Raw genomic sequence first — 22,351 nt, 5'->3', positions numbered from 1 at the left:
AGAAACCAGTGAATGGAAACTACCCGGAACAGAAGAGCCGTTAACCTCCTATTTGGAGTTATAAGGCACCAACTGAAAATGCAAAAGGGTGTTGCGTTACCTAGCCGAAAAGGCCACTGGCAACAAGGGCAGGAGTGCGCTAGAACAGCACCCGAAGCAGTAGCACCGGGTAGCAGCAGAAAATCGAAGTAGGAAGATCGGCTTAGTGAAAGGCCGCTGCGACGACCATACTAGTATAAAGGCCTGCTAGGCTGCTAGACCCTAAAAGAATAAAGATTCATGGCGTGGCAGCACGTGCCGCAACCCGAGTTTACTATTCAGCACCCACATAGCGCGGCTTGCTTGAAAGCATAGCCACTGCATTATTTGCAATCGTTTGCATCGGAGGCCGACCGTAAAAAGCCAACGTATACCGTGTATTACTTCTGTACCAACTTAGCATACAGATATCAGTAAAGGTGGGAATTAAAGGAATTAGGGCGCTGCTGATAACGGGCAGTGAACTTCTCTTTGTATTTACAGAGACTGAATGTGTATTATCGGCAGATTAAATGTAGGAATTTTTTTCTAATACGTGTATTTTACGCAATAAATTTTCAAGCCTATGAACACTACCCACGATGTCCTGGACTTTGTTCATAACGGCCACGAGCGCTACTTGCCGCACCTATCTATCGACTGCGTCATTTTCGGCTACCATGAGCACCAACTCAAAATCCTGCTGATTCGCTACCACGCGCACACCAAATGGAGCTTGCCAGGCGGCTTTATTGCCAGGAATGAAACCTTGACGCAAGCTGCTAACCGCATCTTAACCGATAAAACGCAGCTCAATGATCTATTCCTGCGGCAGTTCCATATCTTCGGCGACAGTCCTACGCGGCTCAACGAGCTAGGGGCGCAGCAAGTCCACAACGTCACCTATTCCAAAGTGAACGTCACAATCGACCAGAATAACTGGTTGGCCGAGCGCACGTTATCAATCGGCTACTATGCTTTGGTCGACTACCTGGATGTGGTTATAAAGCCCGAGTTTCTGATCGATGAATATTGTTGGCGGGATGTCAGTGATATTCCCTCCCTGCTCTTCGACCACGAGGAAATCATTGAAACCGCCCTGCTAACGCTGCGTGGTCAAATGTATCAGCAACCTATCGGCTACAATCTGTTGCCCGAAAAATTCACGTTGCCGGAAATCCATGCCCTCTACGAAACCATCCTGGGCCGGCAATTTGACCGCCGCAACTTCCGCAAAAAGCTTCTGACGCTAGGCTTGATCAGGCAGCTTGCCGAGCAAAAGAAGATAGGTCCGCACCGTTCGCCCTTTCTCTATGAATTCGACACCGAAAACTACCACCGGGCGCTAGAGGAAGGTGCCATGTTAGGTTTCTGACTGGGCTTACAATCTCAACTCTTTGTTTTCTGGATGACGTTGCGCGTGAAGTCGGATAGCACCAGGGTGCCGCTGATAGCCGCCCGCTCCAACAGCAAGGTGTCCCAATGCTCGGTGCCTTCCCAGAACACTTGTTTTAGGGCTTGTAACGCATCGGGGGCATACGCTGCTAGTTTCACGGCAAAGGTATGAACCGCCGTATCCAACGATTCTAGGTCGTCGAACAGCTCGGCGTACAGGCCTTTGTCGCGCGCCCATGCAGCCGACCTAAACTCGGTGGCATCGAGGGCTAGTTGCTGGTAAGCAGCCGTGCCAATTTTGCGTTCTACCGCCGGCCCTACCACAAACGGCCCGATACCTACCGCTAGCTCGCTGAGCTTGATAGCGGCCTGCGTGGTGGCAAAGCAGTAATCAGTGGCTGCCGCTACGCCCACGCCGCCCCCTACAGCTTTGCCCTGCACCCGCCCAATAATGATTTTAGGGGAAGTGCGGCAGGCATTGATCACCTTGGCAAAGCCCGAGAAGAATTCCAGCCCCTGCTCTTTGGTCTCGATGATTTGCAGTTCATCGAAGCTGGCGCCAGCGCAAAAAGTACGGTCACCGCCACTTTTTAGAACGATAACCTTGGTTTGCTCGTCCTGCCCAAACCGGCGAATGGAATCGGCTAGATCGGTCAGGACGCGGCTAGGCAGAGAGTTGTGAGCAGGGTGAAAAAACGTAATGGTCGTGATGCCGTGCGCATCAGTGGCAACTTCTACTTTGCCGGCGGTTAGGGTTGTTGAGGTCATTCGGGGAGCAGTAACTGGGAAAGTGCTGTCACCTTAATCTGGCATCCTGGAAGGCAACGTTCTTTCCGGCGCTCAGGATGACAGGTAGGAAAAGGAGAATTAGCTTTGATCTTTCTTCTTGACCATCGTCAGAATTGTGGCTATGGCTACGGTTTCGCTGGTTTCATCGGTCACGTCGACCAGCCAGCGGACGATGCCTTTGGCCACGTCGGTTTCGTCGCGCTTTTCTTGGTCTACCTTTTCTTTCACCGTAAGCTTGACGCCGATGGTGGTGCCGGGGTACACGGGCTTGGTGAAGCGGCACTCATCGAGGCCATAGTTGAGCAGCACCGGCCCTTTGCGCGGGTCCACGAACATACCGGCGGCTTTCGCTAAAATGTAGTAGCCGTGCGCCACACGCCCCGTAAAGAGTGTGCCTTCCAAGGAAGTAGCATCTACGTGCGCATAGAAATTGTCGCCCGACACGTTGGCGAAGTTGCTGATGTCGGCTTCCGTGACGGTGTGCTTGTGGGTGACGTAGGTTTGCCCGATTTCCAGTTCCTCGAAGTAGTGCTGGAACGGGTGCTTGTCTTTCTCGCTCTGCCGGGCATTCTGCTGATACACTTCCGTAATGGCCGTAATCATGCTTGGCGAGCCTTGAATAGCGACCCGCTGCATGAAATGCTCGACACCGCGCATGCCGCCCATTTCCTGCCCGCCACCAGCCCGACCGGGGCCGCCGTGGATGAGCAGGGGTAGGGGAGAGCCGTGCCCGGTGCTTTCCTTGGCTACTTCCTCGTTGAGGACCAGAATCCGGCCGTGGTGCGTGGCGGCGCCCAGTACGAACTCCTGCGCCGTGCGTGGATCAGAGGTGGCAACCGAACACACCAGCGAGCCTTTGCCCATATTCGCCAACGTAATGGCTTCGTCTACGTCGTGGTAAGGCATCAGCGTTGCCACCGGCCCGAAGGCTTCTACTTCGTGCGTATCAGTGAAGCGGAACGGCTCGGAGTTGAGCAGCACGATGGGCGACATAAACGCGCCGACTTTGCAGTTGCCCCCGATAACCTGCACGTTGTCTAGGTCGCCGTATACAATGGGCGTGTTTTTGGCGAGCTCCTGCACTTGCTGCCGCACTTTCTGCACCTGCGCCATGCCGACCAGCGCGCCCATCCGCACCCCTTCGGCCTGTGGGTGCCCCACGGTAGTTTGGGCCAAAGCCTTGCCCAGCGCAATCTGCACGTCTTCAAGTAAGTTCTCGGGCACGATGACGCGGCGAATAGCAGTGCATTTTTGGCCGGCCTTGGCGGTCATTTCTTTACGCACCTCCTTGATAAACAAGTCGAATTCCACGGTGCCCGGCACCGCATCCGGACCCAGCACCGCCGAGTTCAACGAATCGGCTTCCATATTGAATGGCACGGCCTCGGCCAGAATGCGCGGGTGAGCTTTCAATTTGCGGCCCGTTTCCGCGGAGCCCGTGAACGTCACCACATCCTGGTACGTGACATGATCCAAAATGCCCTCGCCCGAACCGCATACCAGTTGTAAAGCACCTTCGGGCAAAATCTTGGAAGCAACAATTTCGCGCACCACCGCTTCGGTTAGGTAAGCTGTTGGCACCGCCGGTTTCACAATGGCGGGCATGCCGGCCAGCAAGTTCACGGCAATCTTCTCCAACATGCCCCAAATAGGGAAGTTGTAGGCATTGATGTGTACCGCTACACCTTCTTTGGGTACCATGATATGATGCCCGATAAAATTGCCACCCTTCGACAGCGCAATCGGGTCGCCGTCCACATAGAAAGGCTTGTTTGGAAACTTGCGGCGCAAGGAAGCATTGGCGAAGAGGTTGCCAATGCCGCCTTCAATGTCAATCCAGGAGTCGGCGCGGGTGGCACCGCTGCGGTAGCTGAGCGTGTAGAAATCTTCCTTTTTGCTGTCCAGATACAGGGCCAGGGCCTTTATCATCCGGCCGCGCTCATGAAACGTAAGCCTGCGCAGGGCCTTGTTGCCTTTGCTGCGCGCGTAATGCATCATTTCGGCATAGTCGAGGCCGTTGCTACTGGCCGTGGCAATTACGTCGCCGGTACTCGCATCGTAGAGTTCTTGTTGCTGGCCCGTACCGGCAACCCAGCGGCCGAGGGCGTAATTTTCAAGCGTGGGAGTCATGGGTAGGATTTAGAGCTAAGGTGTTGGAGCTGAGATAGTAGAAGTGAGAGATGAGAACTGAGAGTTGTGCAGTGAGAAGGTGAGAATCTAGATAAGATTAAACATCCAATGCCCTTGAACGATGTGGAGACGCGACACTTCGCGTCGCGTCGTTGAACGACTGGTACCGCTCTTGCTAAACAACGTCAGCAACGCCGAGACGCGAAGTGTCACGTCTCTACATCGTTCGCCCACTGATTCGTTAACCTAAATGGCCTCTCAGCTCTAAATAAAAAAGTGTTGTCGTTCCCGAACCATGCGGCGCAACAGGGCACTGGCGCGGTACCGGTCTTCGTGGTATTCGGCGTAGAGGTTGTCGAGCATGTCAAGCACTTCAGCTATACCTAGTTCGTCGGCCCAAGCCAGCAAGCCTTTGGGGTAGTTGACGCCCTTGGTCATGGCTAGCTCCAGGTCGTCGCGGGAGGCTACGTTCAGGGCTAGCGCATCGGCTGCTTCGTTGATGAGCATGGCCAACACGCGGTGCAGGATGGTGTAACCTAAGGCTGCGTCGCGGTTGGGCTCGGGCAACACGGCATCCGGGGCGTAGCTATAAAAGCCGCGACCGGCTTTGCGGCCATAGTAGCCGGCTTCAAATAGCCGCTTCTGCGTGAAGGAAGGCTTGTAGCGCGGATCAAAGAAGAAGGCCGTAAACACCGATTCTGTAACTCGATAGTTCACGTCGTGGCCGATAAAGTCCATGAGCGTGAACGGTCCCATGCGGAAGCCGCCTAGCTCGGTTAGTGCCCAGTCGATGGTGGCCATATCGGCAAGGCCTTCTTCGAGGATGCGAATGGCCTCGCCGTAGAACGGCCGCGCCACCCGGTTCACGATGAAGCCCGGCGTGTCCTTGGCTAGCACTGGCAGTTTCCCCCAACTCGCAACCAAGTCTCGTACTTCCGTTGCCAGTCCGGCTTTGGTTTGAATGGCGGGAATTACTTCCACGAGCTGCATCAACGGGGCCGGATTGAAAAAATGGATGCCGATGAAACGCTCTGGGTGCTGGCACGCTGCCGCAATGGCAGTAACAGACAGCGAGGACGTATTGCTGGCCAGCACGCAGTCCGCGGAGACAATGCTTTCCAGCTCTCGGAATAGCTGCTGCTTCACCGCCAGATCTTCCACCACTGCTTCTAGCACCAATTCGCAGTCAGTGAACTGCTGGATAGCACCAGTTGGGTGCAGCCGAGCGAGAGCAGCTTCGGCGGCAGCAGCAGTAAGCTTGCCCTTTTCAGTTAGTTTGCGCAGGTTCGTTTCAATAGATTGACTGGCGCGTTGCAGAGCCTCGGCGTTCTGGTCGAGTAGGCGCACCGTATGGCCGGCCGTGGCTACTACCTGCGCAATGCCCGCTCCCATAGCGCCGCTGCCAATAATGCCGATAATCATTCGCCGGTGAAGGTTGGTTTGCGTTTTTCTATGAAAGCCGACACGCCCTCGCGGTAATCGGTGGTATGGCCCGCGCGGTATTGGTAGTCGGCCTCGCAGCGGAGCTGCTGTTCCAGACTGTTATGAAACGAGGCGTTGAGCAACTGTTTGGTGTAGGCCAGGCCCTTGGTGGGCATAGCGGCCAGCTTGACCACCAACGCTACTACTTCGTTATCGAAATTTTCGTCTGGAATGGCCTTGTAGATCATGCCCATTTGCTCGGCTTCCGAGGCGCTTACTTTATCACCAGTCATCATCAGCGCTGTGGCGCGCTGCATGCCAATGAGGCGGGGCAGGAAATAAGTGCCGCCGCTATCCGGAATCAGCCCAATCTTGCTAAAGGCCTGAATAAACGAAGCCGATTCCTTGGCCACTACCAAGTCACAGGCCAGCGCAATGTTGGCGCCCGCGCCCGCCGCTACGCCATTTACAGCGGCCACCACCGGCTTATCCAACTCCCGAATCAGCAACACAATCGGGTTGTAATGCTGCTCCACAATCTCTGACACTCCCGGGCTGCTCGGATCAGTAATTTCCGCCAAATCCTGACCAGCGCAAAAGGCCTTGCCAGTACCCGTCAGCAGTACCGTCCGCACCGTCGCATCCTCCTTGCATTCACGCAAACGCTGCTGCAACGCCAACGCCAATGGCTTGTTGATGCTATTGAACACATCGGGGCGGTTGAGCCGGATAGTGGCTATACCAGCTTCTAAAGAGAAAATCAGCGAGTTGGAATCGGGCATGGAGAGAGGGTGATTTCAAGGATTAGAGTAAAGAATTAGAAAGAGAGCTTCTAACTCTAATCATAGAATGCGTATCAGCTATGGCACTTGAAGTAATCGAACGGCTCGTGGCAGTCGTCGCACTGATAGAAGGCTTTGCAGGCCGTCGAGCCGAATTGACTGACTAGATGGGTGTGCTCGGACTTGCAAAGTGGGCAGCGCACGGCCGTATCCTTACCGAACAGGTTGAGCAAATGACCGGTAGCCGTACCATCTACAGGCGGAGCAATTCCATAGGCTTCCAGCTTGTCGCGCCCGGCTTGCGACATCCAATCGGTGGTCCAGGCGGGGCTAAGCTGGTTGTGGATGGTGACCTGCGAAATACCCTCGGCCAACAGCCGCAGTCGGATATCGGTGGCAATGGTGTTCATGGCCGGGCACCCCGAATAGGTGGGCGTGATGGTCACCGTTACGGCTTGGTCCTGCACTTGCACGGTGCGAACAATGCCCAAATCCAGGATGCTAAGTACGGGCACCTCCGGGTCCGACACCTCTTCCAACAGCTGCCAGATACGCTCCTCAGTGGGCGCCTGTGTTGCTACCATGTCATGCCCGGATAAGTACGCTGCATGTATTGCAACTCAGTTAGAATGTAGCCAAGGTGCTCGGAGTGCCGTCCTTCTTTGCCTCCGCGCTGCATATACGCCTCCTGCGGTATAGCCAAGGTAGCTTCCGCAAACACCTTCGCTACATGCGCGGTCATACTGCCCTGCAAGGCGGCGTAATCAGGAATGATGCCCAAGGCTTGCAAGGCTTGCTCGGTGGCCGTGGGCGTGGTTAGCTCGCCGGAGTAGCGCCACAACGTAGCCAAGGCCTTATCCAGGCGCCGGCGGCTTTCGTCGGTTCCGTCGCCTAGCCGGATTATCCACTCCGAACTCCATTTGAGGTGGTAAGCCGCCTCCTTCCACGACTTTTCGGCAATGGCCGCCAATCGTTCGTCGGGGCTGGTTTGCAGCTGTTGCAGGAAGTGAAAGTGGAAATTGTCGAACAGAAACTGCCGCGTTATGGTGTCGGCGAAATCACCGTTGGGCTGCTCTACCAGCAGCGGATTTCGGTACTCGGTGGCAGTACGCAGAAAGGCAAGGTCGTCTTCGGTGCGGCCTTTGCCTTCCAGCTCGGCGGCGTACTGGTAGAGGCTGCGGGTTTCGCCCAGCAAGTCCAGCGCGATATTCGCCATGGCCAAATCCTGCTCCAGAATCGGCCCGTGCCCACACCATTCCGAGAGGCGGTGGCCCAGAAGCAGGCTGGTATCAGCTAGTTGCAGTACATAACGAAATACGTGTTGGCGCACCTCAGGCGAGTAGGTACTCAATGCAGTGGTGTCGGATGGGGCGACTTGCATGCGGGGTAGGGTTACATGTGCTTGATAGAATCGGGCACTTCGTAGAACGTCGGGTGCCGATATACCTTGTCGTTGGCCGGGTCGAAGAAAGCGGCGGAGTCGTCGGGGTTGGAGGCGTGCACATGCTTGGATTCAACAACCCAGATGCTGACGCCTTCCAGCCGGCGCGTGTACACGTCGCGGGCGTTTTGGATGGCCATAGTGGCATCGGCGGCGTGCAAGCTGCCGACGTGCTTGTGGTCGAGGCCTTGTTTACTGCGGATGAATACCTCCCACAGCGGCCATTCTGATTGGTTCATGTTTTGGCGGGTGACCTCACCCCTTAGCCCCCTTTCCAAAAGAGAGGGGAATTAGCTACTAGTACTAGAGCTAGTTTTAAAAGAGGGGTGATTGAGTAGTAGAATTAGAAAATTAGCAGCTAGTTCCCTTCTCTTTTGAAGAGGGGGCTAGGGAGTGAGGCCCTCTCTCCAAGCTACGCGGCCTGTTGTTCGCGCTGCTTGCGTTTGGTTGCGTGCGCTGAAGCGGCTTCGCGCACCCAGGCACCTTCTTCGTGCGCTTTGATGCGGGCACCAAGTCGGTCTTTGTTGCACATGCCATTGCCCTTCACCACGTTCCAGAACTCCTCCCAATCCACGTCGCCGAAGTTGTAGCCGTTCTTGGCTTCGTTCCACTTCAGGGCGGGGTCGGGTACGGTTAAGCCCAAGAACTCGGCCTGGGGTACCATCATATCCACAAACTTCTGGCGCAGCTCATCGTTGGTGAAACGCTTGATGCGCCAGTTCATCGACTGCGCCGTGTTCGGTGATTCAGCGTCTTTCGGACCAAACATCATCAGCGTGGGCCACCACCAGCGGTTCAACGCTTCCTGCGCCATTTCCTTTTGCACCGGCGTGCCTTCGCACAGCGTCTGCATCACCTCGAAACCCTGGCGCTGGTGGAAACTTTCTTCTTTGCACACCCGCACCATGGCTCTAGCGTACGGCCCGTATGAGGTACGGCAGAGCGGCACTTGATTCAGGATGGCGGCTCCATCTACCAGCCAGCCCACGCAGCCCATGTCGGCCCACGAGAGGGTAGGGTAATTGAAAATACTGGAATATTTGGCTTTGCCAGAATGCAGATCAGCCAGCATTTGGTCACGGGAGGCGCCCAAAGTTTCGGCGGCGCTGTAGAGGTAGAGGCCATGGCCGGCTTCGTCCTGCACCTTGGCCAACAGGATAGATTTGCGCTTCAACGACGGAGCGCGCGTAATCCAATTGCCTTCCGGTAGCATGCCTACCAGCTCAGAATGAGCATGTTGGGAAATCTGCCGAATCAGGGTTTTGCGATACGCATCAGGCATCCAGTCTTTGGGCTCAATGCGGATGTCCGCGTCGATGCGGGCCTGAAACTGCTCCTCAAGGTTAATTTCTACCGTTTCCATGAACCTTCAACAAAGTTTAACTAACAATCGTTAGTTAAAAGTAAGGAAATTTCTGTTAGTTCACTGGGGGCAGGTCTCTACCTACTGGTCGAAGTCCACGGTTACCTTCTCCGATACTGGGCGGGCCTGGCAGGTTAGCACGTAGCCTTTCGCTACTTCGGTGTCTGATAAAGAATAATTTACGTCCATTTCAACTTGGCCATCCACTATGCGGGCGCGGCAGGTGCTGCACATGCCGTTTTTGCAGGAGTAGGGAGCATCAGCGCCCGTTTCCAGCATAGCATCCAGAATGGTATTGCCATAGTACGACATCTCCAAAATGCGCGTGCTGCCGTCGAGCTTCGCGGTTACTTTACTTTTCTTGTTGTCCTCGCCTACGGCGTGCCCTTTCACCGGGCCAGCTTGGTGCTTGCTGCCGGCCGAGGTAAACATCTCGAAATGAATCTTTTCGGGGGCTACGCCGGCCGTGGTCAGGGCAGCGCGCACGCCATTTATCATCTCCTCGGGGCCGCAGATAAAGCACTCGTCGATCTGGCTCGGGGGCAGAATCTTGTCGAGGAACTGTTGCGTTTTCGCCTCGTCGATGCGGCCGAAAAGCAAATCGGTATCGCCTTGCTCACGGCTGAGAATGTGGTAGACGCTAAGGCGTTGCAGAAACCTGTTTTTCAGGGCCTCGATGGCTTCCTTGAAAATGATGGAGTTGCGGCCCCGGTTACCATAAATCAGCGTGACTTCACTATTGGGTTCGGTCAGTAGAATGGTTTTCACAATGGAAAACACCGGCGTGATGCCGCTGCCGGCCGCAAAAGCCACGTACCGCTTGGCGTTGGCTGGGTGCAGTTCGGTGTAGAAGCGGCCAGCGGGCGGCATCACCTCCAACTCTTCCCCCACGCGCAAGTTCTCGACTGCCAACGACGAAAAACGTCCTTCTGGCACTTTCTTGATAGCCACTTGCCACTCGCCATCAAGCGGACTACTGCATATGGAATAGGAGCGGCGCAACTCCTCCCCGTTGTGCTCTCGCCGAAACGTGAGATACTGCCCCTGGATAAACTTGAACGTATCGCGCAACTCGGCTGGCACGTCTAGGGCCAGGGTGACGCAATCGGAGGTTTCCCGCTGAATACGCTTGATTTTGACTTTATGAAAACGACTCATCGAATGAGTTATCAAATGCTGGTTGGTAGGCGTGAGATGGAAGCTCCAGTTTATAGTCGGTTAACAAACTGATAATTAGCCTCGCCGCTGGCAGCCAAATTTATTTTGCTAGGCCATTCAAAAGAATGGTCATAATATTCCGCTCTAGGTCTTCGGCCGATATGCCCCGGCCTGGTCGGTACCACAGCTCCACCCAGCGCACCGCCGACAGCATGGTGAACAGTGCCACCGATACGTTGACGGGCTGTAGCTCTCCGGCCGCAATGCCTAATTCAATCAAGGTTGCGAAGCCTTGCTCGTAGCGTTTGCGGGCTTGTTTGAATTCGATGAGCTTGTCGCCGGTAAGGTACTTCCAGTCGTTGTTGGCCACCGACACGGCGGCGCCATCTTCCAACATCAGGTACACATGCCGCCGGAGCAGAGTTTCCACTTTTTTCGTGTAGGAGGCATCCATCTTTTCCACCTCGGCTAGTTGCGAGATGTAGGTGTTGGATACGTAGAAGCAAATACTCTCCAGAATCTCGTCTTTCGACCTGATATGATTGTACATGCTGGCGGCTTCCATGCCTACCTCGCCGCCCAAATCGCGCATGGAAGTGCCGGCAAACCCTTTTTCTTTGAAAAGCTTTGCCGCTTCATCTAAAATGCGCTGTCGCTGATTGACTTTGCCTCGTTTGGCCATAGGTAACTGCTGCTGGCGCCTGTGGTTTTCGCTTCCGCAAATGCTCTACGCGCATCACGCTGAAAAGGAATGCCAGCGGCGGTCCGGCAAAACTAGCCTTTAAAAACTAATAGCCGTTAGTTTCTTAAGCTCACCGCACCTCTCATCACAGTAAGGTGGCTAGGCCCTAGTAGCAAATTGCTGTATAGCCTATGGTTGGAAGAGCGGAAACCTTCTCTGTCAGACCGAGCGAAACCAGGAATCTGGCTTTGTTGGCAGGAACAAACACTCAGATTCCTCGTTTCGCTCGGAATGACAACTGACGCCAGGTTTAAACATAACCTTGAACGAGTAATCAGTAAGCGCAGTGCTAGAAGCTGAAAGCGTAACTAGCTAAAAAGGCAATGCCCCGCCAGGAGCAAATTCCGGCAGGGCATTCTACTGTGGCGCAAAGCAAGTGAGCCTTAAAATATCTTGCCTGGGTTCAAGATTCCCGCCGGATCAAATACGCGCTTAATTCCGCGCATTAGCTCTAGGTTGGTATCTGGCAAGGCGATGCCGATGTAGCCTTTCTGCACGAGCCCAATGCCGTGCTCACCCGAAATGGTGCCGCCGAGCTTCACACACAGCTGAAATATCTCGGAAATCGGCTGACGCAACCCTACATTCCACTGCTCATCGTTGAGGTCGCCGCGGATGATGTTGACGTGGAGATTGCCGTCGCCGGCATGGCCGTAGCACACGCTCTTGAAGCCGTACCGCGCCCCAATTTCCTTGACGCCCTTCAAGAGCGTGGGCAGTTCGGCGCGGGGTACCACGGTATCCTCCTCTTTATAAACGGAATTGTAGCGCACCGAATTACCGATGTTGCGGCGGATGCGCCACAATTCGTCTTTCTGCGTCGCATTGTCGGCCAACAAAATTTCACCTACGTCATAGTGCTCCAACACCCCATACACCTGTTCGGCTTCCTTGTAGAGCTGCTCTAAGTCCTGGCCGTCGAGCTCGATCAGTAAGTGAGCATGGATGTCTTCAGGCAAGGCAAGCGGGATTTTCAGGTAGTCGGAAGACCAAGCAATGGCTTCGCGTTCCATAAACTCCATACCCGATGGGATGATGCCGGCCCGGAACACGGCCGAAACGGCCTCCGCTGCCTGCTCTACCTGCCGGAAGGGTACCAGCATGAGGATGTTTTGTTGCGGATAGGGGAGGAGCCGAAATACCACTTTGGTGATAATGCCTAAGGTGCCCTCCGAGCCCACTAGTAGCTGCGTGAGATTGTAGCCAGTGGAGTTTTTTAGCGTGTTGGCCGCCGTCCAAATGATGTCGCCGGTGGGCAGTACCACTTGCAGGTTCAGCACGTAGTCGCGGGTGGTGCCGTATTTCACGGCCTTGGGGCCGCCACTGCTGTGGGCCAGGTTGCCGCCCAGGGTGCAGCTACCCTTGCTGGCCGGATCGGGTGGGTAGAACAAGCCGACTTCCTTCACCGCGTTCTGAAACGCCTCGTTGATGACGCCCGGCTCCACAGTGGCTTGCAGGTTGCGCTCGTCTATTTCCAGAATGCGGTTCAGCCGCTCCGTGCTCAGTACCACGCCGTGATGAATGGGCAACGCCCCACCGCTCAGGCCGGTGCCAGCCCCGCGCGGCGTGACTGGAATGCGGTGCTCATAGCACAGGCGCATAATTTCTCCTATCTCCTCGGCGTTACCGGGGCGCAGCACCACATCCGGGGCGTAGTGCAAGTCCTCGGTGTGGTCGCGGCCGTAGTCGGCGTAGGCGTCGGCGGTAGCGGCGGCCTCAGCGCGCTGCGCGGTCAGAACATGAGTTGGCCCTACAATAGCTTCAAAGGCTACTACCAACTCGGGCGTGAGGGATTGAAAATTCATAATTCGAAGAGCTTATGACTGATTCGCGTATCTTTGGCTCAATGCGAGAATACACGACGAAGGTACATCATTCGGCGCACAGACGTATTTGGTGGCCGTTATTGATGCTGATTCTACTGAGTTGGTTGGCAAGTTGCAGCGGCTCGAAGAAAGTCAATTACCGTAACGGCCGTTACTATTCGGCCCGCGACATGGCCCGCATCAAAGCGGCCGAACGCAACCGCCGGGGCCGAGTGGCAGTTGGAAAGTCGAAAGCCAAGGCGACAACGGCTAGAGGAACAGCTAAAATTGTAACCAAGCGCCGCAGTACTCCCCTCAACGCAAGCCGTGAAATGGTGATGGTCATTGAAACGGCCCGGTCTTACCAAGGCACTCCTTATAAGTATGGTGGCACTACCCGCTTGGGCATGGATTGCTCGGGCCTGCTATGCGCTTCTTTTGCCGCCATCGATGTGCCTATTCCGCGTTCCAGCAACGAGCAGGCCTTGTGGGGCGACCAAGTAAAGCCGCAGGATTTGAAGGTGGGGGATTTGTTGTTTTTTGGTGGTTCGCCGGGTAGCAACTCTATCACCCATGTGGGCCTCGTGACGGAAGCTACGCCCGAAGGAGTGCAGTTTATCCATTCCTCCAGCTCGTTAGGGGTGACAGAGAACAGCTTGGAGACGGATTATTACTTGAGCCGCTTTATTAAGGCCGTGCGACCTCCCTTATAGAATACCTAGTTTTATAAAGTACGTGTAAAGTCGCCATCGAAGAGCACAATTCGAAGTAGTTGTCAACATCCATAATGTGGACAACTACTAACTAGCAACTAGGGCAACCAATGGGCAGTTGTTATAATGCCGTTGAATTGCTCCAGCCCGGAATCATCGGTATCCTCATTGTTCGTACGGTTTTCCTGTTGCTAGCTACTTTCGCCATCAACCGTGGCCAAGGACAATATAGTTTTTCCCGCTTTTTCTAAAGCGGCAATTGCAAAAAGGTTGCGTGTTTGAACAGTGTATTAATTCATTATTTTTTAGGAACAGTCGAAAAAAACTTCTTCAGCTTTTTGTTTGAGCCTGCCTAGCTCTCAAAAATCAATGAATAGCAAGGGGTTATAAATATTTGTTTTATCATATATAATGTTTAAAAATCTAATTAATAATCTTGGTGATAGTATGTTTTAAACTGATTGGGTAGGTACTTTTGTGCCCAGTTTTCATCAATCACTCTTTCATGAAAAACACATATTACAGACATTTCCTCTTTCTACTATTGACGTTGCTGTCGGCACACGTTGGTTGGAGTCAGGGCACCACCACGGCAGCCATGAATGGTGTGATTACTGACAAGGAGGGAGCCGGCTTGCCCGGTGCAACCGTTATTGCCGTACACACCCCAACCAATACGCAGTATGTGGCTCCTACCAATTCGGAAGGTCGCTTCAATATTCCGAACATGCGTGTCGGTGGTCCTTACACCGTTCGGGTAACGTTTGTTGGCTACCAGGATATTAGCCGGGAAGGTGTTTTCCTGAGCCTGGGCCAGAACTTGCGCCTAGACCTCAACCTCAGCGAAACCACAACACAATTGGCTGGCGTAACCGTAACGGGTACCCAGGACCCGGTAATTAATGCTGGCCGTACTGGTGCAGCTACCACAGTACGCCGCGAGCAAATCGAGCGTCTGCCTACTATCTCCCGTAGTTTCCAGGATTTCACCCGCCTCACCCCACAAGCCAACGGCAACTCGATAAGTGGCCGTAATGGTCGTTTCAACAATATCCAAATCGACGGAGCCTCCAACAACGACTTGTTTGGTTTGGGCAACTCCGGCACACCTGGTGGCCAGGCTGGCACGCAACCTATTTCTTTGGATGCTATCCAGGAATTTCAAGTGGTGATTGCGCCCTATGACGTGCGTCAAGGGCGCTTTAGCGGTGGCGGTATCAATGCCGTAACCCGCTCAGGTACCAACGAATTCTCGGGTTCAGCTTTCGCCTTCGGTCGCAATCAGAACACGGCTGGCAAAAGCCCAACTGCAAACGCTGACGGTGTGCGCACTAAACTTGCTAAATTCAATGACTACCAGACCGGTTTCCGTTTGGGTGGTCCAGTCATCAAAGACAAGCTTTTCTTCTTTGTTAACGGGGAAATCACCCGTCGTACAGCGCCATTGCTGTTTCGTACAGGCACAGCAGAGCAAATCCGGACTAATACTGGCTCTGACCTGCTAACTTTTGTGAGCACTGAAGATCTCCAATCTATTTCGAATAAGCTAGGTGAATACGGCTATAACGCTGGCGCAATTGGAGACATCAATGCTGAAACGCAAAGTAATAAAGCCTTTGCTCGCTTGGACTGGAATATCAGCCAGGATCACCAGCTTACTCTGCGTCACAACTTCGTAGATGCCTCGGATGACAACATCTCGCGTAGCTTGACCAACTTCCGCTTTGGAAACAACGCTTACCAGTTTCTAAGCAAGACTAATTCGACAGTGCTTGAGTTGAAAAGCCGCTTCGGCAACCGTTTCGCCAACAACTTGTTGGTAGGCTATTCAACCATCCGTGATAGCCGTACGACGGTAGGAGACTTGTTCCCTTCCATTACCATTACGGCTGGCAATGGTACTATCTCGGCTGGTTCTGAGTTTAGCTCGGTTGCAAATAGTTTGGATCAAGACATTCTCGAAATCACAGACAACTTCAACGTCTTCGCCGGTAAACACGTTTTCACCTTCGGCACGAACAACGAAATTTTCCGCTTCGACAACCTGTTTGTGCAAAGCACACAAGGTCGTTATGACTTCCCGAGCATCAATGATTTCTTGACTAACACAGTTACCGGCACCAATTTCCGGTACCGTCAGAACTTCCCTTTACCAGGGGGCAATCCTACCGCCAAATTTGGGGCTGCGCAGTTTGGTGTATACGCCCAGGACGAGTACAACATCCTTGATAACCTCCGCTTGACGGCTGGTGTGCGTCTCGACTTGCCAGTGTATTTCGACAAGCCTTCGTACAACCCTCGCGTTGATTCGACCTTCGCCGTAGGCAGTGCTACGATAGGCGATGCATATGATGTGAAAACAGATCGTACGCCAAAAGCCCGCGTTCAGGTTTCTCCCCGTATCGGTTTCAACTGGGACGTGCGCAAAGACCAGAGCTTTCAGGTACGTGGTGGAGCAGGCATCTTCACGGGTCGTCCTGCTTACGTATGGATTTCCAATCAGTACGGTAACACCGGCCGAGACTTCGCGACTTTTGATTCCAATAATAGCACTAGCCGTGCGGGCCTAGAACTGACCTCTAATTATACCACCCTGCGCGACCGAATTGCTAGTACGCCAGCTACCGCTGCTAAAGGCAGTATTGCTGTGACCGATAAAGACTTCCGCAATCCACAACTGCTGCGTACCAACTTTGCTGTTGACTACCGTCTGCCAGCCGGTTTCATTGCTACACTGGAAGGAATCTATTCCAAGACATTGAACGACGTATTGCCCCAGGATATCAACTTGGTGAATCCAACAGCCGTTCTGCTAGGTGATGGCCGTCCGGTATATCCTACTGGTACGGCTCGCTACCGCAATACGCGTGATTTCAACAACGTGATTTTGCTGACCAACACCAGCAAAGGCTATCAGTACAGCATCACAGGTGAGTTGAAAAATCAAGTTACTACCAACTTGTTTGCCACTGCGGCCTACACATACGGCCAATCACGTGACTTGTACTCAGGTACCAGCTCAACGGCAGTTTCTATCTGGGAATTCAACCCGCATGCAGGTAACCCCAACAATCTGCCACTCTCGTATTCGAGCTTCGATTTGCGCCATCGTATAGTTGGTTCGTTCTCGTATCGTAAGGAGTACGCCAACCACTTTGCTACTACCTTCTCGGCTATCTATAATGGACAGTCGGGTTCTCCTTTCTCGTATACGTACTTCGGTACTGATATCAACAACGATGGGGGCAACCCATCAGGAAGCTCCAACGACCTGATCTACATTCCCCGTAATCAGAGCGAAATCGTGCTGATTACGGATGGTCCGAACGACCGTCGTACCATCGACCAGATTTGGGGTGAGTTGAACACATTCATCGAAAATGACGACTACCTGCGCGAGCACCGCGGCGAATACGCTGCTCGTAACGGTGCCCGTACTCCGTGGCAGCACCGTATCGACGTTCGTCTGTTACAGGATATTTACACGAAAATCGGCGCTAAGAACCATACCATTCAACTTTCGGTAGATGTTACCAACATCGGCAGCTTGTTGAACAGTGACTGGGGTCGTGACTACTCTGTAGCAAACGGAAACTACGGGTTGTTGCGTTACCAGGGTCTGGAAAACGGCACTACCGGCCGTCCAACCTTCAGCTATGGTGCTAACACTAATACTGCTCCGACTGTGGCATACCAAATCAGCCAGCTGAATTCGCGTTGGCAGGCTCAATTTGGTGTTCGTTACCTGTTTTAATCAGTCAGTCGGCTTCGATAAATGTCTCGTTTTATGAAATTTTCTCTTTCCTCGTTTTTGACCAAACTGACGCTGACTGCTTCGGTCGCTTCTGTGCTGGCTGGTTGCGACGAGCCCGAATACGCTACTCCAACTCCAGCTACCGAGTCTACTGTTGGGCAAGCTCGTGTGCTGGTGGTAAACGCTGCTCCAGGTGCAACAGGAACCAGTGTTCTACTCGACAACACTCCTTTCGGTTCTGCTCTGCCTTATTTAAGTGCTTCAGCTTTAACGCCAGTAAATGCCGGACAGCGGTTGTTCATTTATAATGAGCCAACTAACATTCCGAGCAATGCGGCTGCCGGATCACCGGCTCGGTCTTTAGTGGCGCGGAGTGCTTTTCTAGGTGGTTCCAACTACACAATATTCCTCACCGACCCACCAACCCGTGCTTTTATTGGTACTACTGACCAAGGTGGTATTCGTTCGTTGGTGTTAACGGATAACCTAGCTGCGCCAACAGTAGCCACTAATGCCAAGATTCGGTTTGTGAATTTAGGGTCTCCTGCTTCTGGTACTGTGAGCTATGGCATCTATACTGCTACTGCTTCGCTGTTCTCGGCGGCCCCCACGCGGGCATATCGTGTTCCAACCGTCGGTACTGGTGCTGCACTTGTAAATTTTGCCAACTTTACGGAGGTGGCTCAAGGTAGTTATGACCTGAACGTGCGTAGCGCAACAGCAACGGCAATTCCAATTGTTGGTACTCAGCGTTCGTTTACATTTGCAGCTGGTAAAATCTACACACTATACGTGCGTGGTATAGCTGGCAGCTCTACTACGCCGTTGGGCATCTCGGTGGTACAGCACAATTAAGGATAGAATAAAGCATAAAAAAGCGAGCGGAGATTTTCTCTGCTCGCTTTTTTTTATGTTATCTGCTGTACTTCTGTATGTTATAGTAGACGAATACAGGCGCGACTTTCAGCTTTTATTTAACTAGAATATGCAATTAGAGAGCGTAAGGACTCAATAAATCTTCTTAATAACATTTTAATAACGTGGGCGAAGTTGTGTTGAGCGGTACTTTTGTATTCAGATTTCACTAATGCTCTTTTTCATGCGAAACACCTATTATCGTCATCTTCTCTTCCTGCTTCTGGCGGTCTTCTCGACTCAGCAGGGCTGGTCGCAAGGCACTACCACCGCTGCTATGAACGGCGTGATTACCGACAAAGATGGCGCCGGCTTACCTGGGGCCACCATCATTGCCGTGCATACGCCTACCAACACGCAGTATGTAGCGCCCACCAACTCGGAGGGCCGCTATAACATCCAGAACATGCGCGTAGGTGGGCCTTACACCATCCGCATTACTTTTGTAGGGTACAAAGAGGCTACCCGGGAAGGTATCTTTTTAACCCTGGGCCAGAACCTGCGCCTCGATATTAATCTGAGCGAGGCCACAACGGAACTAGCAGGCGTAACTGTTTCAGGCCGTCAGGATCCAATAATCAATGCTGGCCGTACCGGTGCTGCTACCACAGTGCAGCGAGAACAGATCGAGCGCCTGCCTACGCTCAACCGTTCACTCAATGACTTCACCCGCCTTACACCACAGGCCAACGGCCAGAGCTTTGGCGGACGTAATAGCGGCTTCAACAATATCACCATCGACGGTGCTATTTTCAATAACGCCTTTGGCTTGTCATCGACAGTGGGCGGGCAAGCCGGCGCGCAGCCTATCTCGCTTGATGCTATCGACCAAATTCAGGTAAGCATTGCTCCCTTCGACGTACGTCAGGGCTCATTCACAGGAGCTGGCATCAACGTAGTAACTCGTTCAGGCACCAACAAATTCTCGGGTTCGGTCTATGGCTTCTACCGCGACCAAAACTTAGTAGGTAGCAAAGTGGGCGATTTCAAACAGGATTACCCTGATTTTAAATTGAAGAACTATGGTTTCCGCTTTGGCGGTCCAATTGTTAAAGACAAACTGTTCTTCTTTGTGAATGCCGAGCAAGAGCGTCGGACCGACCCACCTTCGGGCAACTTCACGGCTAACCGCGAAACTACTGCGCCGCCCGCCGGCTCGCAGACTTCACAAGCCAGCGCCCGCGAGCTAGATTTCCTGAGTACCTTCTTGCAGCAGCAGTATGGCTATAACCCAGGAGCTTACGAAAATTACACATTGCGCTCAAACAGCGACAAAGCGACAATCAAGGTTGACTGGAACATCAATCAGAACAACCGTTTCAATATCAAGTACAACTACTTGAAGTCGTACGCAGATATTCCACCGAGCACTTCTGGTGCTATTGCCGGTCAACGTTCGCAGTCGCAGTTTGGCTTGCCGTTCTCCTCGTCTTACTACGTTATCAACAACAACCTGAATTCGTTGATTGCTGAATTGAACAGCACCTTGGGTGGTGGCAAGTATTCCAATAACCTGACAGCTGGATATTCCGCTTTCCGTGACTTCCGGGAGAGCCTTGGTGGCAATCCGTTCCCGTTGGTTGATATTGGAACTTTAAGAGAACCAAGCACCACAAGTACTGCTTTAGCTGGTATCACGGCTACCAACTCACTGACCTCGTTCGGTTATGAGCCTTTCACGGCATTCAACGTTTTGAACTCGGATGTATATCAGATCGGCGACAATTTCACTGCCTATCTTGGTAAGCATAACGTAACCCTTGGTACTTACAACGAATTTTATAAGTTCGAGAACGGCTTTGCGCCGAACTACTACGGCAACTATTCCTTCAACTCGCTCGAAGATTTCTATGCCTCGGCTGGTTTTACCTACGACCGTAACAATGTTAGCGTAACGCCTCTTGCAGCTACTGCTGTTCGCCCAGGTCCAGCGCGCTATAACTTGCAGTACACCACTCCTGGTCAATCCGCAGTTGTGGGACTGAAAGCAGCACAGCTTGGCTTGTATGCCCAAGACGAATGGTCGCCATTCAATAACCTGAAAGTAATTTACGGCGTACGCGCCGACTTGCCTTTCCTCACCTCAGACCTGTTGCAGAACACAGCCGTAGCCGGGCTCACTTTCCGGGATGGAGAACAGATCAATACAGGCAACGTGCCGAAGAAATCGGTGCTGTTCTCACCCAGGGTAGGTTTCAACTGGGATGTGAACGACGATAAGAAAACCCAGGTACGCGGTGGCTCAGGTATCTTCACTGGTCGGATTCCTTTCGTATGGCTTTCCAACCAAGCCAGCAACAATGGCTTGCAATTCGGCTCATTCAGCACCTCTGGCTCAGTAGCAACCACCAACGCAGCTGGTGTCGTTACGAACCCTAATGCTTCTATCTATCCTTTCAATCCGGATGTAGATGCTTACCGCCCCCAGAATGCAACAGCAAACACGGCGTACAACCTGGCAGTAACTGACCGCGACTTCAAGTTCCCCCAGGTGTGGCGGACCAACTTGGCTGTTGATCAGGTATTGCCAGGTGGTGTTATTGGTACTTTGGAAGCCTTCTATACGCAAGACCTTAACGCTGTCTACCACCAGAACGTGAACTTGCCTGGCAGTGAGTCATCTGCTCTTGCCCGCGCCAACGGTGCCGATAATCGGCCGATTTTCTACACGTTTGGTGCTGCTCAAGCTGCACCAAACGCTGATCTGCGGGTGGCAACCCGCAACTACCAGATCTACGGTTCAGTTCCGGCTGCACAGGGTGGTAACACGGCCGCGCGCCCCAACATCAGTGATGCCATCGTGATGAAAAACACCAACAAAGGCTACTCCTACGCCGTAACCGGCCAACTGCAGAAGTCATTTGCGAGCGGTTTCTATATTAGCGCAGCGTATACCTATTCCGACTCGCGCTCGGTGAACGACGGTGGCTCGATTGCACAGTCTATCTGGCGCGACCGTTCTATTTCTGGTGATCCTAACGCTAACGTGCTGAGCTATTCGCAATTCTTGCAGCAGCACCGCGTAATTGCTTCTGGTTCGTTCCGCAAAGAATATCTTGGCCACTTGGGCACTACGATTTCGTTGTTCTATGAAGCAGCACCAGCCGGTCGTTATTCGTACGTCTACTCAGGTGACATGAATGGCGACAACCAAACCTCTAATGATCTGATGTATATCCCACGTAACCAGAGTGAGATTAATCTGCGCGATATCTCCTTCTTTGCTAATAATCCTCAAGCTTTCACCTACACGGCCGCTCAGCAATATGCTGATCTAGATAACTTTATCAATCAGGACAAATACTTGAGCAAGCACCGTGGGGAATATGCTGAGCGCAACGGAGCTACCCGTCCATGGCAAAACCGTTTGGATGCTCGTTTGCTCCAGGATATTTTCACCAACATTGGTGAGAATCGGAACGCTTTGCAATTAAGCATTGATATATTCAATATCGGTAACCTCATCAACAGTGATTGGGGGGTGTTCCAGACTGCCAATCGGACTAATCCATTGACGTTTGCTGGTTACAATGCACAAGCACAGCCTGTATACACGTTCCCTTACTTCACGAATCCTACTCGCGCTACAGATGGTGTCGTGACTCCAGGAACTGTTTTAACTAATACCTTCCGCAATGATACTGGTGGTATTGGCTCGCGCTGGCAGGGGCAGGTTGGCTTGCGCTACATCTTCAACTAAGCCAGTTGTTTAGGTTTTCAAAAAGTGGGTTGGCATTAGCGCCAACCCACTTTTTTTATGTGTATCTGCTTTTTATTTCACGGTTTTTTCGTGCTTAGCCTTGCAGTTTCCAAAAGCAACCGTACTTTTGTCCCACTCAAACGCAACCGGCGGATGAGAATTCTAAAACGGGGGATTAGCTCAGCTGGCTAGAGCGCTTGCATGGCATGCAAGAGGTCATCGGT

16 protein-coding genes are annotated in these 22,351 nt (G+C 52.9%); 5 read left to right on the top strand and 11 right to left on the bottom strand.

Features of this window, described 5'->3' with window-relative positions:
* Positions 1-604: 604 nt before the first annotated feature.
* Positions 605-1,393, top strand: coding sequence for an NUDIX domain-containing protein (locus ACFE7X_RS19870; RefSeq protein WP_375437438.1), 789 nt, complete (start codon positions 605-607; stop codon positions 1,391-1,393).
* Positions 1,394-1,407: 14 nt separating this feature from the next.
* On the opposite strand, the gene ACFE7X_RS19865 is transcribed toward ACFE7X_RS19870, so the two are convergent.
* From ACFE7X_RS19865 to ACFE7X_RS19815, 11 genes are all read right to left on the bottom strand, one after another.
* Positions 1,408-2,181, bottom strand: a complete 774-nt coding sequence (locus ACFE7X_RS19865; protein ID WP_375437437.1) for an enoyl-CoA hydratase/isomerase family protein — start codon at positions 2,179-2,181, stop codon at positions 1,408-1,410.
* Positions 2,182-2,280: 99 nt separating this feature from the next.
* Positions 2,281-4,332, bottom strand: a complete 2,052-nt coding sequence (gene paaZ / locus ACFE7X_RS19860) for a phenylacetic acid degradation bifunctional protein PaaZ (RefSeq protein ID WP_375437436.1) — start codon at positions 4,330-4,332, stop codon at positions 2,281-2,283.
* A 264-nt stretch (positions 4,333-4,596) separates the two neighbouring features.
* On the bottom strand, positions 4,597-5,754 hold the full coding sequence (locus ACFE7X_RS19855; RefSeq protein ID WP_375437435.1) for a 3-hydroxyacyl-CoA dehydrogenase NAD-binding domain-containing protein: 1,158 nt from the start codon (positions 5,752-5,754) through the stop codon (positions 4,597-4,599).
* On the bottom strand, positions 5,751-6,536 hold the full coding sequence (locus ACFE7X_RS19850) for an enoyl-CoA hydratase-related protein (RefSeq protein ID WP_375437434.1): 786 nt from the start codon (positions 6,534-6,536) through the stop codon (positions 5,751-5,753). The genes ACFE7X_RS19855 and ACFE7X_RS19850 overlap by 4 nt, the downstream gene beginning before the upstream one ends.
* Positions 6,537-6,610: 74 nt before the next feature.
* A complete protein-coding gene (paaD, locus tag ACFE7X_RS19845) occupies positions 6,611-7,120 on the bottom strand; it encodes a 1,2-phenylacetyl-CoA epoxidase subunit PaaD (RefSeq protein ID WP_375437433.1) in 510 nt (169 codons plus the stop codon).
* Positions 7,114-7,917, bottom strand: a complete 804-nt coding sequence (gene paaC / locus ACFE7X_RS19840) for a 1,2-phenylacetyl-CoA epoxidase subunit PaaC (protein WP_375437432.1) — start codon at positions 7,915-7,917, stop codon at positions 7,114-7,116. The genes paaD and paaC overlap by 7 nt, the downstream gene beginning before the upstream one ends.
* 11 nt (positions 7,918-7,928) lie before the next feature.
* Positions 7,929-8,216 carry a 1,2-phenylacetyl-CoA epoxidase subunit PaaB gene (gene paaB / locus ACFE7X_RS19835; RefSeq protein ID WP_375437431.1) on the bottom strand — a complete coding sequence of 96 codons (288 nt, stop codon included), beginning with the start codon at positions 8,214-8,216 and terminating at the stop codon, positions 7,929-7,931.
* Between the two features lie 173 nt (positions 8,217-8,389).
* Entirely contained in the window at positions 8,390-9,340 is a 951-nt protein-coding gene (gene paaA, locus ACFE7X_RS19830; protein ID WP_375437430.1) for a 1,2-phenylacetyl-CoA epoxidase subunit PaaA, read from the bottom strand.
* An 81-nt stretch (positions 9,341-9,421) separates the two neighbouring features.
* Entirely contained in the window at positions 9,422-10,498 is a 1,077-nt protein-coding gene (paaE, locus tag ACFE7X_RS19825; RefSeq protein WP_375437429.1) for a 1,2-phenylacetyl-CoA epoxidase subunit PaaE, read from the bottom strand.
* A gap of 100 nt (positions 10,499-10,598) precedes the next feature.
* A complete protein-coding gene (locus ACFE7X_RS19820; protein WP_375437428.1) occupies positions 10,599-11,180 on the bottom strand; it encodes a TetR/AcrR family transcriptional regulator in 582 nt (193 codons plus the stop codon).
* 443 nt (positions 11,181-11,623) lie between these two features.
* A complete protein-coding gene (locus ACFE7X_RS19815) occupies positions 11,624-13,045 on the bottom strand; it encodes an FAD-binding oxidoreductase (RefSeq protein WP_375437427.1) in 1,422 nt (473 codons plus the stop codon).
* Between the two features lie 104 nt (positions 13,046-13,149).
* On the opposite strand from ACFE7X_RS19815, the gene ACFE7X_RS19810 reads away from it, so the two are divergent.
* From ACFE7X_RS19810 to ACFE7X_RS19795, 4 genes are all read left to right on the top strand, one after another.
* On the top strand, positions 13,150-13,758 hold the full coding sequence (locus ACFE7X_RS19810) for a C40 family peptidase (RefSeq protein ID WP_375437426.1): 609 nt from the start codon (positions 13,150-13,152) through the stop codon (positions 13,756-13,758).
* Positions 13,759-14,263: 505 nt separating this feature from the next.
* Positions 14,264-17,512: a carboxypeptidase regulatory-like domain-containing protein gene (locus ACFE7X_RS19805; protein ID WP_375437425.1), complete on the top strand. Its 3,249-nt coding sequence runs from the start codon at positions 14,264-14,266 to the stop codon at positions 17,510-17,512.
* Between the two features lie 33 nt (positions 17,513-17,545).
* Positions 17,546-18,367 carry a DUF4397 domain-containing protein gene (locus ACFE7X_RS19800; RefSeq protein ID WP_375437424.1) on the top strand — a complete coding sequence of 274 codons (822 nt, stop codon included), beginning with the start codon at positions 17,546-17,548 and terminating at the stop codon, positions 18,365-18,367.
* A gap of 244 nt (positions 18,368-18,611) precedes the next feature.
* Positions 18,612-22,127 carry a carboxypeptidase regulatory-like domain-containing protein gene (locus ACFE7X_RS19795; protein WP_375437423.1) on the top strand — a complete coding sequence of 1,172 codons (3,516 nt, stop codon included), beginning with the start codon at positions 18,612-18,614 and terminating at the stop codon, positions 22,125-22,127.
* Positions 22,128-22,351 lie beyond the last annotated feature (224 nt).

This window comes from uncultured Hymenobacter sp. (assembly GCF_964242765.1).
Taxonomy (GTDB): domain Bacteria; phylum Bacteroidota; class Bacteroidia; order Cytophagales; family Hymenobacteraceae; genus Hymenobacter.
This window is presented reverse-complemented; position numbering and strand designations above follow the sequence as displayed.